Below are 14,717 nucleotides of genomic sequence, written 5' to 3' on the forward strand. Positions count from 1 at the left end.
CGTCCGCCTTCCGGAGGTTTCCCGTGCGTTCCCTCGATGCTGCTCGGGCCGTCTGCGAGCAATTCCACCCCGGTCTGCTCAAAGAGCTGGAGCAGATCCCGTTCACGGACCGGGAAAAGCCCGGCAGTCCCGTCATCGACCTCTTCCGCATCCACGGCGGGGTCGGCCTGCTGATACCCGAGGAGTACGGCGGCCACGGCGCCGCCCCGCTGGACGCGCTGCGCATCCAGCTGGCGCTGGGCGCCGTGTCCCCCTCGCTCGTCGCGGCCGTCTCCATGCACCACTTCACCGCGGCCATGCTCTACTCGCTCGCCGTCAAGGCGGGCCGGCTCACCGGCGCGCAGACCGAACTGCTGCGCCGGATCGTCCCCGACCAGCAGGTGATGGCCTCCGGCTGGGCCGAGGGCCGCACCGAGCAGAACATCCTCACCCCCGCGGTGACGGCGCGACCGGTCGACGGTGGATACCTGCTCTCCGGCTCGAAGAAACCGTGCAGTCTGTCCCGTTCGATGAGTCTGCTCACCGCGAGCATCGCCATCCACCACGACGACGGCACCGCCGAACTGGCCCTCGCCCTGGTGCCGGCCGACGCTCCGGGCCTGTCCGTCCACCCGTTCTGGGGCAACGACCTGCTCGCGGGCGCGGAGAGCGACGAGGTGCGTCTGACGGACGTGTTCGTGCCGGCGGGCATGGTCGTACGGGCGGGGGCGGACGACCCGCACCGGCTGGACGATCTCCAGACGGCCGGGTTCGTCTGGTTCGAGATGCTGATCTCCGCCGGGTACGCGGGCGGGGCCGCCGCGCTCGTCGAGCAGGTGCTGGAGCGGGAGCGCGGCAGCGTCCAGGAACGGGCCGAGCTCGCGGTCGAGATGGAGGCCGCCCTGGCGCTCCTCGAGGGTGTCGCACGGGCGATCGGCACGGAGCCGGGCGACGAGGAGTCGGTCGCCCGCGTCCTGGTCGCCCGCTACACCGTGCAGAAGGCGCTGCCGCGGATCGCCGCCCGGTCCCTGGAGCTGCTCGGCGGCCTGGACTTCATCCGTGGCTCCGCCCACGCCCAGGCGGCCGCCGCCGTGCACGCCCTCGCCTTCCATCCGCCGGGCCGCGGCGCCGCCGCCGAGCCGCTGCTGCGCTACTTCGACGGCGGCGCGCTGGTCCTGGCCTGAGTCACCGCACCGCGGGCCGTGAGCGGCCGCCCCCACCACACTTGGAGTGAGAGATCCGTGACCGTCATCCAGGAATCACCCGTCGACACCGAGGCGGAGATCCTCGGCCTGTACCGGGCCCATCTCAGCAAGGGCCGGGCCACCCTCGCCGAGCTCTTCGGCAGCCACATGGAGACGGCGTCCGAGGGCGCCTGGCTCACCACCAGCGACGGTGAGCGCTTCCTCAACGCGGGCGGCTACGGCGTGTTCATCATGGGCGCCCGCCACCCGATCGTGATGGAGGAGGTGGAGCGCCAGCTGCGGACGCATCCCACCGCGACGCGCATCCTGCTGGAGCCCACCGTGGCCCGCGCCGCCGAGGCGCTCGTCTCCGTGCTGCCCGACGGCCTGGACCGGGTGCACTTCGCGCTGTCGGGCGCCGAGGCGGTGGAGACCGGCCTCAAGCTGGCACGGGCCGGCGGCCGCAAGCGGACCATCTCGATGCGCGGCGGCTACCACGGCAAGACGCTCGGCGCGCTGTCCGCCACCGCCAAGGACGTCTACCAGGCGCCGTTCCGGCCCCTGGTGCCGGACTTCCAGCACCTGCCGTTCGGCGAAACGGACGCGCTGGAGGCGGAACTCGCGGCCCACCCCGGCGAGGTCTGCGTCATCCTCGAACCCGTACAGGGCGAGGGCGGCGTGATCATTCCGCCCGCGGGCTACCTCAAGCGCGTCGAGGAACTGGTCCGCGCCCACGACGGATTCCTGATCCTCGACGAGGTGCAGTCCGGTTTCGGCCGGCTCGGCGAGTGGTGGGGCGCGGACACCGAGGGCGTGGTGCCCGACGTGCTCCTCACCGGCAAGGCCCTCGGCGGTGGCGTCATGCCGGTCTCCGCGGCCGTGGCGACCCGCAAGGCCTTCCGCCCCTTCGACAAGGACCCGTACGTCCACACCGCCACCTTCTCCGGGCAGCCGGTGCTGATGGCCGCGGTGCAGGGCGCGATCCGGGCCATGAAGGAGGAGCGCCTGGTCACCCGGGCCATGGACCTCGGCGCGCAGCTGCTGCCGAGGATCGCGGAGATCGCGTACCGCAACATCCCCGAACTCGTCGTGGACGTGCGCGGCCAGGGGCTGCTCATCGGCGTGGAGCTCGTCGAGGCCGGACTGGCCGGCGAGCTGCTGATCGAGCTGTTCAACCACGGTGTGGTCGCCAACCACTCGATGAACGGCAGCTCGGTGGTGCGGTTCACCCCGCCCGCCGTGCTGAGCGACACCGATGTGGAGTTCCTCCTGAACTCCTTCGACCTGGCCACACGCGACCTCGTCCGGGGCGCGGCCAAGATGCCGGAAGGCGGTAACTGATCGTGCGGCACGTAGAGCTCGAAGCCCTGATACCCGCGGAGCAGGCCACGACGGTCTTCGACTCCGTACGACGCTGGGAGCGGTACCCGGACCTGGCGCCCCATGTGAAGCAGACCACCGTGCACGCCACCTACCCGGCGGAGGACGCCAGTTCGAGCTGGGAGCTGCACTTCCGCAGCGGGCTGCTGCGCTGGACCGAGGACGACGTGTTCGTGCCGGAGCGGGGCGAGATCCGCTTCGAGCAGAGCGACGGGGACTTCGACTCCTTCACCGGCACCTGGACCCTGACGCAGCAGGGCGACGACGTCGCGGTCCGCTTCGACGCCGACTTCGACTTCGGCATCCCGAGCCTGGAGGGGATCCTCGACCCGATCGCCGAGCGGGTCATCAAGGAGACCGTCGCCTGGGCCCTGACCGGCCTGTTCCCCGCCGTCCGCCTCTCGGGCGGCGTCGAGCTCACCGAGCCCGCCGCCGTCGGCGTCTAGGACCGTCCGCAGGAGCTGACCATGGACCAGGCAAATCCCTTCGAGACACCGAGGACGTACTCGCTGCACCGCGCCGAGTACCTGGTGGGCCTCGCCGTCACCACCGGTCTGATCGTCGCCCACTTCGGCGAGATCCGGTGGTGGCCCGCGATCGCCCTGTTCCTGTACATCGACCTGATCGGCTACATTCCGGGCGCGATCGCCTTCAAGCGCAGCGGTGGGCAGCCGATCTCCAAGACGTACTACGTGCTCTACAACGTCATGCACAGCCTCATCACGCAGGGCGCGGTCGCCGCGCTGTGGTGCTGGCTGGTGAAGCCGGAGTGGGCGCTTCTGGTGCTGCCGTTCCATCTCTTCGGCGACCGCGGCCTGTTCGGCAACTTCATGAAGTCGTTCGCACTGCCGTTCGAGCCGGTACGGCAGTCCGGCTATCTGCGGCTCCTGGACGACCTGGGGCTGGCCCATCCCAAGCCGGTCGGCCACGCCGTGGAGCCGACCCCGGTCGGTCACGTCCCGGCACCCCGGGTCCGCCAGGAGCAGCGGGAGGCCGTGCGATGAGCACCGCCACCGAAGTACGTGCCCCGCGGCGTCCCGTACGCCAGGACCCGGTCGAGCGCCGGCGGGCGCTGTACCACCTGGCGTCCCCGGTGTCGGTGCTGACGGTCGGCCCCGAGGAGCGGCTGCACGGCACCACGGCGAGCACCGTCACGCTGGTGTCGCGCGAGCCCCTGCTGGTGGGGGTCGTGCTGCGGGCGGGTTCGTCCTTCGCGCGGCTCGCCGCCGCCGAGGGGCGGTTCGCGATCAACGTCCTCAGCGACGAACAGGCCGTGGTGGCACGCCACTTCGCGGACAGCGGCCGCCCCGACGGCAGCGAGCAGTTCGCGGGCCTCGCGTGGACGGCGGACTCGTACGCGCACGCTCCGCTGATCGCGGGGGCGCTCGCCCACTACACCTGCCGGTTCCACTCCGCGCACGCGGCGGGCGACAGCGAGCTGCTGCTCGGCCATGTCGTCCGGGCCAGGACCGGCGACGGCCTTCCTCTGTTCAGCTACGCCGGCGGGCTGTTCGCCGGTTCCCTGCGCCCCGCGAAGGAGGCGGCCGCGTCATGACCGGTTCTGTGGCACCCGAGGCCGACTGGGACAAGGCTCCCGGTCTGCTCGACGGCGCGAAGGATCTCACCCTCGGGCCCGAGGAGTGCAACCTCGCCTACTGGTTCACCTCGGTGGCGCAGGGCACGCTGCGCGACCGGGGCGAGACCGGGCACCATGTGAACGCCACCGTGCCCGCGTTCCTGAAGGAGCCGGGGCCGCTGCGCGACGCCCTGGTGCTGGAGTTCGGCTTCCGCGGCCTGTCGGAGGAGATCGCGACGCGGCTGCTCGGCCACTATGTCGCGATCGCCCCCGGCGTCCCCGAACTGGAGTTCTACGCCACTCAGTTGATCGACGAGGCGCGGCACGCCCGGGTCTTCCGCAATCACCTGGTGGAGCTGGGCATGCCTGCCGGGACGCTCCTCAAGGACATCGACGAGATGGCCGCGGACTACCGCAAGCGGGTCCTGGACCCGGTCGTGGACTTCACCCTCGACATCGTCCGCGACCAGGCCGACTTCCCCGGCGGCGTCGCCGTGTTCGCCATCGTCATCGAGGGTGCGCTCGCCCCGGCGGCCGAGCTGAGCGAGCGCAAGTGGACCCCGCTGTCGCCGGCCACCGGCGAGATCTCGCGCGGCACCGCCATCGACGAGATCCGGCATCTGACGGTGGCCAGCACGATCCTGCGCGACCACGCGGTCGAGCACCCCGAATACCGCCCGCGCCTCCTGGAGATCCTGCGGGCCGGCGTGCGGCTGTGGGACGAGATCCCCGACCGTGAGTTCGTCATCCACCGCGAGGAACTCTTCCAGGAGGGCATGGCCCAGCACGCCGACAAGATCGGCGACTACGAGATCTGGCCGGGCGTCCGGATGCTCGACACCACGCCGGAGCAGCGCTACGACATGGCCGAGCGCTGGACCGACGAGATGGCCGAGTCGCGGATGGCGTACATGGGCCTGCCCCTGGACGTCCTCAGCAGTCCGGAGGCCGGCACATGAGCGGCGGACGCGCGGCGGTGATCACCGGGATCGGGGGCTATGTGCCTCCCGATCTGGTGACCAACGACGATCTGGCCCAGCGGCTCGACACCTCCGACGCGTGGATCCGCTCGCGCACCGGGATCGCCGAGCGGCATGTGATCGCGCCCGGCACCGCGACCTCCGACCTGGCGGTGGAGGCCGGACTGCGGGCCCTGAAGTCGGCGGGCGACGAGCACGTGGACGCGGTCGTCCTGGCCACCACGACGCCCGACCAGCCCTGCCCGGCGACCGCCCCGCAGGTGGCCGCACGGCTGGGACTCGGGCAGGTGCCGGCGTTCGACGTGGCCGCCGTCTGCTCCGGCTTCCTGTTCGGCCTCGCCACCGCGTCCGGGCTGATCGCGGCCGGGGTGGCGGACAAGGTCCTGCTGGTCGCCGCCGACGCGTTCACCACGATCATCAACCCCGAGGACCGCACCACGGCCGTCATCTTCGCGGACGGCGCGGGCGCGGTGGTGCTGCGCGCGGGCGCCGCCGACGAGCCGGGGGCCGTCGGCCCGCTGGTGCTCGGCAGCGACGGCGAGCTGAGCCATCTCATCGAGGTGCCGGCGGGCGGCTCGCGCCAGCGCTCGTCCGGCCCCACGACCGACCCGGACGACCAGTACTTCCGGATGCTCGGCCGGGACACCTACCGGCACGCGGTGGAGCGGATGACCGATGCGTCCCAGCGGGCGGCCGAACTGGCCGACTGGCGGATCGACGACGTCGACCGGTTCGCGGCGCACCAGGCCAACGCCCGCATCCTCGACTCGGTCGCGGAACGTCTCGGGGTCCCCGCCGAACGGCAGTTGACCAACATCGCCCGGGTCGGCAACACCGGCGCCGCCTCGATCCCGCTGCTTCTGTCGCAGGCGGCCGCGGCCGGCCGGCTCGGCGCCGGGCACCGGGTGCTCCTGACCGCGTTCGGCGGGGGCCTGTCCTGGGGCGCGGGGACTCTGGTCTGGCCGGAGGTCCAGCCGGTCTGACGGACCATCACCTACCAACTCCTGTGTGCAGTACGCCAGTCCGTACGCGTTCGCGTACATCCGTCACGTACGCCGGTTTCGCGTACGCCATCGAAAGGAACCGACATGCTGGAGCAGCTCAAGGAAATCCTGTCCAACAAGCTCAAGGTGTCGCCCGAGGCCATCACCCCGGAGGCCACCCGGGAGGACATCGAGCTGGACTCGCTGGCCGTGGTGGAGCTGTCGCTGCTGCTCAAGTCCGAACTGGACCTGGACGTCAGCGACGACGACCTCCTGGAAGCCGAGACCGTGGCCGACATGGTCCGGCTCATGGAGGAGCGGAGCGCGAAGGTCTGATGGCCGGCATGGACATCGCCGTCACCGGGCTCGGCCTGGTCACCCCGGGCGGTATCGGGGTCGGGCCCAGCTGGGCGGCGGTCTGCGACGGCAGGCCGGCCGCCGCCCTCGATCCGGTGCTGGCGGACAATCCCGTACGTATCTCCTGCCGGGTGCCCGACTTCGACCCGGAGCAACTGCTCAGCGCACGACGGGCGCACCGCCTGGACAGGTTCGTGCAGTTCGCTCTGGTCGCCGCCCATGAGGCGGTGGCCGACGCCGGTCTCGACCCGACCACCTGGGACGGGGCTCGGGTCGGTGTGGTGCTGGGCTGCGCGGACGGCGGTCCCGGCACGGTCGAGGAGCAGCACCGGGTGCTGCTGGAGCAGGGCGCCGACCGGGTGTCCCCGCTGCTGCTGCCCATGCAGCTGCCGAACATGCTGGCCGGTCAGACGGCCATCGAGTTCGGGGCGACCGGGCCCAACCTGGTGGTGGCCACGGCCTGCGCTTCGGGCGCGACCGCCATCGGCACGGCCCGGGACCTGCTCGCGCTCGGCCGCTGCGACGTGGTCCTGGCGGGCGGCAGCGAGGCGATGATCACTCCGCTGGTCATGGCCGGCTTCGCCCAGATGGGCGCGCTGTCGCGGCGCGAGGACGACCCGGCGTCGGCGTCGCGTCCCTTCGACGCCGACCGGGACGGCTTCGTCGCCGGTGAGGGCGCCGGGATCCTCGTCATGGAACGTGTCGAGGACGCCCGGGCCCGCGGTGCGCACATCCACGGCCGGATCATCGGCTACGGGGCCACCGCGGACGCCCACCACATGACGTCGCCGCACCCGGACGGCGCCGGCATCGAGGCGGCGGTCCGCGCGGCTCTCGCCGACGCCGGCGCGGACCCGGACGACGTGCAGCACGTGAACGCCCACGGCACGTCGACGCCGCTCAACGATCTGGCCGAGGCACGCATGATCCAGCGGACCCTGCAGGGCGACCCGCTGGTCACCTCGACGAAGGGAGTCACCGGACATCTGCTCGGCGCGGCCGGCGCGGTCGAGGCCGCGTTCGCCCTGCTGAGCATCGAGCACGAGATGGTTCCGCCGATCGCGGGCCTGTGCATCCCCGATCCCCGGATCGACATCAAGCTCGCCCAGTCGGCCACGTCGATGCCGATCGACCTCGCGCTCAGCAATTCGTGCGGGTTCGGCGGCCAGAACACGGCGCTTGCGATCGCTCCGGCCTGACGGCCGGGCCGGTCGCGGGCCGTCCCGGCGGGCGCTACCGAGGCACCACTTGTGGGGGCGGACGGCTCCGGGCCGTCCGCCCCGACCGGCTGTTCGCGGCACCCGCGGCACCCACTTTCTCGCACCCCCTCCCCTCCCGCTGGAGTCCCCATGTCCAAGATCGGTTCACCGCCGACGGATCGCCGGACGGTCGCCGTGACCGCCCCGCCCGGACGGCTCGACACCCGGCACATCCTCTTCCTCATCGTCGCGGCGGCCGCCCCGCTGTCCGCGATGGTCGGCACCGTGCCGCTCGCGTTCGCCTTCGGCAACGGCGCGGGCGTCCCGGCCGCCTTCCTCTTCGCCGGGGTCACCCTGCTGTGCTTCTCGGTGGGGTACGCCGTCAGCGTCCGCCGCACCGGCGGCAGTGGCGGCTTCTACGCCTCCGTCGCCGACGGCCTCGGCCGGCCGCCCGCCGTCGCCGCGGGCTTCGTCGCCCTGCTCGCGTACAACTGCGCCACCATCGGGCTGGCCGGTGCGCTCGGCTACTTCACCCAACTCGTCCTGGCCGCGCACGGGTTCACCGTCTCCTGGCAGTGGTGCGCCGCCGTCGGCCTGCTCGCGGTCGCCGTGCTCGGCTACCGCGAGATCGCCCTCAGCGCCCGTGTGCTCGCCCTGCTGATGCTGGGCGAGATCGGCGTGCTGGCCGCCCTGGACGTGGCGATCCTGGTGCGGCACGGCCTGTCCGCGCTGCCCACGGCCTCGTTCTCCCCGCACACGGCGACCGGCCCGGGCCTGGGCGTGGCGCTGATGTTCGCGTTCGTCTCCTTCATCGGCTTCGAGTCGGCGGCCCTGTACGGCAAGGAGGCCAGGGACCCGCAGCGCAGCGTCCCGCGCGCCACGTACGCCGCGGTCGTCCTGATCGCCGGCTTCTACGCCCTCACCAGCTGGCTCGCGGTGGGCGCCGTCGGCACCGGCAAGGTGCGCGAGGTCGCCACCCGGCAGATGGGCGACCTGTTCTTCGTCCTCGGCGACGACTTCCTCGGCAAGGCCGGCAGCACGGGCCTGCAGATCCTGCTGTGCACCAGCCTGTTCGCCGCCACGCTGGCCCTGCACAGCGCCGCCAACCGGTATGCGCAGGTGCTCGCGGAGGACGGTCTGCTGCCCGCCTCGCTGGGCGCCGAGCACCCGAGGCACCGCTCCCCGCACCGGGCGAGCGTCGCACAGAGCGTCCTGACGGCCCTGGTCGTCGGCGGTTTCGCGGTCGCCGGCCTGGACCCGTACGCCGATCTGACCACCAGCATGCTGGGTCTTGGCACCCTGGGCATCGTCGTCCTCCAGGCGTTGGCCGCCCTGTCCGTCCTCGGCCTGCGGCTGCGGCGGCCGGGCGGCAGGGCGCACTGGTGGCGGGAGCTGGTCGCACCGCTGCTCGGCTTCGCGGGACTCGCCGTCTCCGTGTGGCTGGTGGTCGGCAACTTCGACATGCTCACCGGCTCCCCCGACCCGCTGATCGCCCGCCTCCCGTGGCTGCTCGTCGCGGTGGCCGCCCTCGGCCTCGGGTACGCGGCCTGGCTGCGCGCCGCCCGCCCGGGCCGCTACCGCCTGCTGGGCACCCGCCACCTCACCACGTCCGACGAGCCCCCGGCCACCGCCGTCCCCACCTCAGGAGTCCGTCATGCACGATCCCAGTGAGCTGCTCGAAGACGGGCCGGCCGCCGTACGGCGGCTGGCCCGTCGCCGCTACGACCTCGACCTGGCCGCGCTGGAGAAGGCGGTGCGCCGCCGGTCCGAGGCGCAGGCCGAGGTGACCCGGCTGCGCACCGAGCTGAACCGCACCTCGCGGGCGCGCGGACGCTCGGGGCCGCCCTCGGAGGAGGAGAAGGAGGCCGCCCGCGCGCTGCGCGCGGATGTGCAGCAGGCGGAGGCCACGGCCCGCACCGCGGGACACGACCTCACCGAGCTGCTGCTCGGCATCCCCAACGTCCCCCTGGACTCGGTGCCGGACGGCGACACCGACCAGGAGGCGGTGGAGGTCCGCCGCTGGGGCCGGCCGCCGCACGACGCCGGCACCGACGCCCGGCACCACTCCGACATCGGCGAGTCACTCGGCATCCTGGACGGCCCGGCGGCCGCCAAGCTCTCCGGGTCCCGCTTCAGCGTCGGCCGCGGCGCCGGCGCCCGGCTGGAGCGGGCGCTGGCCGATTTCTTCCTCGACCTGCACACCGGCGAGCACGGCTACACGGAGTACTCCGTCCCGTTCCTCGTCAACCGCGACACCATGACCGGCACCGGTCAGCTCCCCAAGTTCGAGGACGATCTGTTCCGCACCCAGGTCGGCGACCGGGAACTGTTCCTGATCCCCACCGCCGAGGTGCCGCTCACCAACCTGGTGGCCCAGCAGCTCCTGGACGCCCGCGCCCTGCCGTACGCCTTCACCGCGCGTACCCCCTGCTTCCGCGCCGAGGCGGGGGCGTACGGGCGCGACACCCGGGGGATCCTGCGCCTGCACCAGTTCGAGAAGGTGGAGCTGGTCCGCGTCTGCGCCCCCGAGGACGCACCGGCGCAGCTGGAGCTCATGGTGGGGCACGCCGAGGAGTGCCTGCGCCGCCTCGAACTCTCCTACCGCGTGGTCCAGTTGCCCGCGGGCGACCTCGGCTTCTCGGCCCGGATGACGTACGACATCGAGGTGTGGCTGCCGGGCAGCGACGCCTACCGCGAGATCTCCTCGGTCTCCGACTGCGGCACCTTCCAGGCCCGCCGCGCCGACATCCGTCACAAGCGGGCCGACGGCCGCAAGGCCCCGGCCGCCACCCTCAACGGCTCGGCGCTGCCCATCGGCCGCACCGTCGCCGCCCTGCTGGAACAGGGGGTGCGGGAGGACGGCTCGGTGCTGCTGCCCGAGGCCCTCGTCCCGTACACCGGTTTCCGCCGGATCCTGCCGGGCGGGGCAACCGCGTAGTACTCGCGCGGCGACCGCACGACAAAGGGCGGGAGTCCGGGGCCGGTCCCCGGACTCCCGCCCTCGGGCGTGTCCGCCCTCACGCCCCCATCATGTGCACTCCGCCGTCCACGTGGACGATCTCGCCGGTGGTGCGCGGGAAGAAGTCGGACAGCAGTGCGACCACTCCGCGTGCGGCGGGGTCCGGGTCGACGAGGTCCCAGCCGATCGGGGCCCGGTGCTGCCAGACCTCCGCGAGTTCCCCGAAGCCGGGAATCGACTTGGCGGCCATGGAGCGCAGCGGACCGGCCGCGACCAGGTTGCAGCGGATGCCGCGGCCGCCCAGGTCGCGGGCGAGATAGCGGCTGGTCGACTCGAGGGCGGCCTTGGCGACGCCCATCCAGTCGTAGTGCGGCCAGGCGACCGTCGCGTCGAAGGTGAGCCCGACCACCGAACCGCCGCGCCGCTCCAGCAGGGGCAGGCACGCGGTGGTCAGGGACTTCAGGGAGTACGCCGACACCTGCACGGCCGTCGAGACGTCCGCCCAGTCGCCGTCGAGGAAGGAGAAGGCGCCCTGCGGCCCGTACGCGATGGAGTGCACCACCCCGTCGAGACCGTAGTGTTCGTCGGCGCCGTCGACGGACTCGCGGATCCGGTCCGCGAGCGTGTCCAGGTGCGCCTGGTCGGTGACGTCCAGCTCGATCACCGGGACCGGCTTGGGCAGCCGGGCGGCGATCCGCTCGATCAGGGAGAGCCGGCCGAAGCCGGTCAGTACGACCTCGGCGCCCTCCTCCTGCGCGAGCCGGGCGACGTGGAAGGCGATGGACGCCTCCGTGACGACGCCCGTCACCAGGATGCGCTTACCGGCGAGAACTCCGCTCATGACTGCACCACTTTCTGCGGCAGGGACCGGACCAGCGGGGAATCGGTGTCGAGGGCACCGAGGGGGGTGCCGCCGCCGGGCGAGCCGAGGGCGTCGAAGAAGTCGGCGTTGGAGCCGCGGTGGTCGCCCCACTCGGCGGGGACGTCGTCCTCGAAGTAGATGGCCTCCACCGGGCACACCGGTTCACAGGCCCCGCAGTCGACGCATTCGTCGGGCTGGATGTAGAGGGCACGCCGGCCCTCGTAGATGCAGTCCACCGGGCATTCGCCGACGCAGGACCGGTCCTTCACATCGACACAAGGCAGAGCGATGACATAGGTCATCGTCAACTCCTCTTCAGGGTAGGAATGTTCACCGGAACCGGCGCCCGGTCCACCGACGCTCCGGTGGTGCGCTCGCCCAGCGTGAGGACGGTGACGGCCAGTGCGGCCATCGCGGCGGCGATGACCGCGAACAGCGCGCCGGGCCCGTACGAGTCGAGGACGGGCAGCAGCACGAACGGCAGTGCGGCGGCACTGAGTTTGGACAGCGAGTAGGCCGCGCCGGACGCGGTGGCGCGGATCGCCGTCGGGTACTGCTCCGAGAGGTACACGTGCGACACGCTGGAGAAGACGTTGCTGCACAGCGTGTAGCCGAAGCCGAACGCGACGATGAGGGCGGGCGAGTCGGTGAAGGCGAAACCCATGCCGGCCGCGACCATCGCGGCGGCGGACGCCGCGACCAGCGTCTTGCGTTCGACGCGGTCGATGACGGGCAGCGACAGCGCCGAGCCGACGGGGTAGCCGAGGAAGCACAGGGCCGTGAAGCCCAGGCCGGCCACGATGTCGAACCCCTTGGCGGCGAGGATCTGCGGCGCCAGGGTGCCGAAGCCGTAGTAGCCGACCACGGAGAGCGCGCAGAAGATCCACAGCATCACGGTGCGGCGCCGCAGCCCGGGCGCGAAGACGTCCCGCAGCCGGACCCGCGCGGCGCCGGGTGCCTCGTACGGGGCCGGGAGGTCCTCGGCCGTCCGGCCGGCCGGCGCCTGCGCCTCCATCCGGGACACCAGCCGGTCGGCCTCCGCGGTGCGGCCGGTCGCCGCCAGCCAGCGCGGGGACTCGATCAGCTGCCGGCGCAGCACCCACACGACGGCCGAGCCGAGGGCGCCGATGACGAACAGCCAGCGCCAGCCGTCCACGCCCAGCGGGGTCAGCGGAACCAGCCACAGGGCCGCGAAGCCGACCGCGGGCACCCCGCAGAAGGCGAGCGTGTAGGCCCAGGCGATGAACCGGCCCCGCTTGGCGGCGGGCAGGACGTCGGCCAGATAGCAGTCGGACAGGGCCTGTTCGGCGCCGATTCCGATGCCGGCCAGGAAGCGGGTCGCGATCAGCCAGCCGGCGTTGGGCGAGAAGGCGCCGAGCAGGGAGAAGCCCGAGTAGATCGCGAGGTTGATCAGGAAGGCCCGGCGCCGGCCGAATCGGTCGGCGACCCGGCCGAGCACCAGCGAGCCGATGAACTGGCCGACGAACACGGAGGCCAGGACCAGTTTGAGCGAGGTGGCACCGAAGGCGAAGTCGCCCTGGAGCACCTTGGCGATGGTGCCCGACAGACTGTTCTCGAAGGTGTCGAAGAGCAGGCCTATGCCGATGACCGCGGTCAGTCTGCGGTGCATGGGCGTGATCGGCATGCGGTCCAGACGGACCCCGATCGAGACGGGAGCGGAGACTCCGCTCACCGCCGTGGTGGTCTGGGACATGGGCGTGGCTCCTTGGGGAGGGGACCGCCCGGGGCTCCGGCGGACCCGGACCCGGACGTGCGGCCCGGGGGCCGGGGCTGTGGTGACGGTGGTGCGGTGGTGCGGTGGTGCGGTGGTGCGGTAGTGCGGTGGCCGGGAAAAAGAGAAGGCCGAGAAAGCGGAGAAAGCAGAGAAAGCCGTGGCAGGCGAGGTAGCCGAGAAAGGCGGAGGAAGGGGACGTGCCGGCCGCCGGTCAGGCGGCCTGGCCCGCCTGCCGCCGGATCTGCTCCTCGACGTCGCCGCGCCGCACGGGCGCGCTGACCTCGTGCAGGAAGGAGGCGACCTCGCGGTACGAGGCCCAGAACCCGACCTCGTGATACGGCACACCGCGCTCGGCGCAGTAGGCGCGGGTGAGTTCACGGGCGCGCGCCAGGTTCTTCTGGGGCATGGCCGGGAACAGGTGGTGCTCGACCTGGTAGTTGAGGCCGCCGTAGAGGAAGTCGATGAACAGGGAGGGGCGGATGTTGCGGGAGGTGAGGACCTGGCGCTCCAGCCAGTCCAGGGTCTCCTCGTCGCCGTCGCGGACCTCCATGCCCTTGTGGTTCGGGGCGAAGATCATGCCGAAGTAGACGCCCAGGGCGGCCTGTTGGACCAGGACGAAGGCGACCGCGAGGACGGGCGAGAGGACGGTGAACACGAGCGTCAGATAGACCGCCGCCCGCGCGAGGAGCAGGAACGACTCCAGGACGGGGCGCTTGGTCTTGCCCTGGGCGATGGACAGGACGGCCGTCTTCAGCATCTTGAAGGACTCCGTGACCAGCAGCGCGAAGAACAGCACGCTCTGGTAGCGCACGATGAACTTCTGTGTGCCGCGCCGGGTCGGGTACTGCTTGATGTCGAAGATGGCGGTGCGCCGGCCGATGTCCGGGTCCATGTCCAGGTGGTTGGGGTTGCTGTGGTGCCGGTTGTGGTGGTTGACCCACCAGCCGAAGCTGACCCCGTTGACGAGGTTGGCGTGGAAGTATCCGACGGCGGAGGCGGCCTTCTTGCTGCGGAACATGGCCTTGTGGCCGGCGTCGTGCCACATGAAGGCGGACTGACCGCCGCACAGGCCCATCCACAGGGCCACCACGAGCTGCCACCACGAGTCGCCCAGCGCGAAGAACGCGGCGAACCCGACCAGCAGCAGCGTGGTGTTCAGCGCCAGCCGGCCTATGTAGTAGCGGGGATCGAGGTCGAGAAGGCCTTCCGCCTTGACCCGTTTGAGCAGTTCGGCGAACGTGGCCGAAGCGCCGGTGCGCTGCTGGGGAGCGGCGGTGGCCTCGGCTTCTTGGACGTGCGGACGCTGCATGCGTTGCTCTCCTTGGAGAAGTGCCCGAAGCGGGCGGCGGCGCCGCTGCCCCGCGGACCTGCGGGCGCCGCGAGTCGACAGTGCTTCCGCGGGCGGTGACGGAACGCGGGCGGCGCCCGCCCGGCGGGCCCGGGCCGCTGGAGCACAGCGCGGTGCTCCACCGAACCGGGCCACCGGGCGAACGTGTGTCCAGCGTTCCGTGCCGCGCTGATGT

Annotated in this window: 15 protein-coding genes; 11 read left to right on the plus strand and 4 right to left on the minus strand. The window is 72.0% G+C overall.

Annotation, left to right across the window (positions count from 1 at the left end; translation table 11 throughout):
• Window positions 1-23: 23 nt before the first annotated feature.
• From SAVERM_RS11945 to serS, 11 genes are all read left to right on the plus strand, one after another.
• Window positions 24-1,163, plus strand: a complete 1,140-nt coding sequence (locus SAVERM_RS11945; protein WP_010983723.1) for an acyl-CoA dehydrogenase family protein — start codon at window positions 24-26, stop codon at window positions 1,161-1,163.
• 57 nt (window positions 1,164-1,220) lie between these two features.
• The gene (locus SAVERM_RS11950) at window positions 1,221-2,504 is read left to right on the plus strand and encodes an aspartate aminotransferase family protein (RefSeq protein WP_010983724.1); all 1,284 of its coding nucleotides are present in this window, start codon (window positions 1,221-1,223) and stop codon (window positions 2,502-2,504) included.
• A gap of 2 nt (window positions 2,505-2,506) precedes the next feature.
• Window positions 2,507-2,989, plus strand: coding sequence for a type II toxin-antitoxin system RatA family toxin (locus SAVERM_RS11955; protein WP_010983725.1), 483 nt, complete (start codon window positions 2,507-2,509; stop codon window positions 2,987-2,989).
• Window positions 2,990-3,010: 21 nt separating this feature from the next.
• The gene (locus SAVERM_RS11960) at window positions 3,011-3,547 is read left to right on the plus strand and encodes a hypothetical protein (protein WP_010983726.1); all 537 of its coding nucleotides are present in this window, start codon (window positions 3,011-3,013) and stop codon (window positions 3,545-3,547) included.
• Window positions 3,544-4,098: a flavin reductase family protein gene (locus SAVERM_RS11965; RefSeq protein WP_010983727.1), complete on the plus strand. Its 555-nt coding sequence runs from the start codon at window positions 3,544-3,546 to the stop codon at window positions 4,096-4,098. The genes SAVERM_RS11960 and SAVERM_RS11965 overlap by 4 nt, the downstream gene beginning before the upstream one ends.
• Complete coding sequence (locus SAVERM_RS11970) at window positions 4,095-5,078, plus strand: ferritin family protein (protein WP_010983728.1); 984 nt, start codon at window positions 4,095-4,097, stop codon at window positions 5,076-5,078. Before SAVERM_RS11965 ends, SAVERM_RS11970 begins: the two co-directional genes overlap by 4 nt.
• On the plus strand, window positions 5,075-6,082 hold the full coding sequence (locus tag SAVERM_RS11975; protein WP_010983729.1) for a beta-ketoacyl-ACP synthase III: 1,008 nt from the start codon (window positions 5,075-5,077) through the stop codon (window positions 6,080-6,082). Before SAVERM_RS11970 ends, SAVERM_RS11975 begins: the two co-directional genes overlap by 4 nt.
• A 105-nt stretch (window positions 6,083-6,187) precedes the next feature.
• Window positions 6,188-6,418, plus strand: a complete 231-nt coding sequence (locus SAVERM_RS11980) for a phosphopantetheine-binding protein (protein WP_010983730.1) — start codon at window positions 6,188-6,190, stop codon at window positions 6,416-6,418.
• Window positions 6,418-7,638 carry a beta-ketoacyl-[acyl-carrier-protein] synthase family protein gene (locus tag SAVERM_RS11985; RefSeq protein WP_010983731.1) on the plus strand — a complete coding sequence of 407 codons (1,221 nt, stop codon included), beginning with the start codon at window positions 6,418-6,420 and terminating at the stop codon, window positions 7,636-7,638. The genes SAVERM_RS11980 and SAVERM_RS11985 overlap by 1 nt, the downstream gene beginning before the upstream one ends.
• Window positions 7,639-7,788: 150 nt before the next feature.
• Window positions 7,789-9,309, plus strand: coding sequence for an APC family permease (locus SAVERM_RS11990; protein ID WP_010983732.1), 1,521 nt, complete (start codon window positions 7,789-7,791; stop codon window positions 9,307-9,309).
• Complete coding sequence (serS, locus tag SAVERM_RS11995; protein WP_010983733.1) at window positions 9,293-10,576, plus strand: serine--tRNA ligase; 1,284 nt, start codon at window positions 9,293-9,295, stop codon at window positions 10,574-10,576. Before SAVERM_RS11990 ends, serS begins: the two co-directional genes overlap by 17 nt.
• Before the next feature lie 79 nt (window positions 10,577-10,655).
• Here the strand turns inward: serS and fabI are convergent, their stop codons facing one another.
• The 4 genes from fabI to SAVERM_RS12015 all read right to left on the minus strand — a co-directional run bounded on the left by fabI (window position 10,656) and on the right by SAVERM_RS12015 (window position 14,503).
• On the minus strand, window positions 10,656-11,438 hold the full coding sequence (fabI, locus tag SAVERM_RS12000) for an enoyl-ACP reductase FabI (RefSeq protein ID WP_010983734.1): 783 nt from the start codon (window positions 11,436-11,438) through the stop codon (window positions 10,656-10,658).
• Complete coding sequence (fdxA, locus tag SAVERM_RS12005) at window positions 11,435-11,761, minus strand: ferredoxin (RefSeq protein ID WP_010983735.1); 327 nt, start codon at window positions 11,759-11,761, stop codon at window positions 11,435-11,437. The genes fabI and fdxA overlap by 4 nt, the downstream gene beginning before the upstream one ends.
• Before the next feature lie 2 nt (window positions 11,762-11,763).
• A complete protein-coding gene (locus tag SAVERM_RS12010; RefSeq protein WP_010983736.1) occupies window positions 11,764-13,173 on the minus strand; it encodes an MFS transporter in 1,410 nt (469 codons plus the stop codon).
• A gap of 232 nt (window positions 13,174-13,405) precedes the next feature.
• On the minus strand, window positions 13,406-14,503 hold the full coding sequence (locus SAVERM_RS12015) for a fatty acid desaturase family protein (RefSeq protein WP_010983737.1): 1,098 nt from the start codon (window positions 14,501-14,503) through the stop codon (window positions 13,406-13,408).
• Window positions 14,504-14,717: the final 214 nt, after the last annotated feature.

The sequence above is a fragment of the Streptomyces avermitilis MA-4680 = NBRC 14893 genome (assembly GCF_000009765.2).
In the GTDB taxonomy this organism is placed as follows: domain Bacteria; phylum Actinomycetota; class Actinomycetes; order Streptomycetales; family Streptomycetaceae; genus Streptomyces; species Streptomyces avermitilis.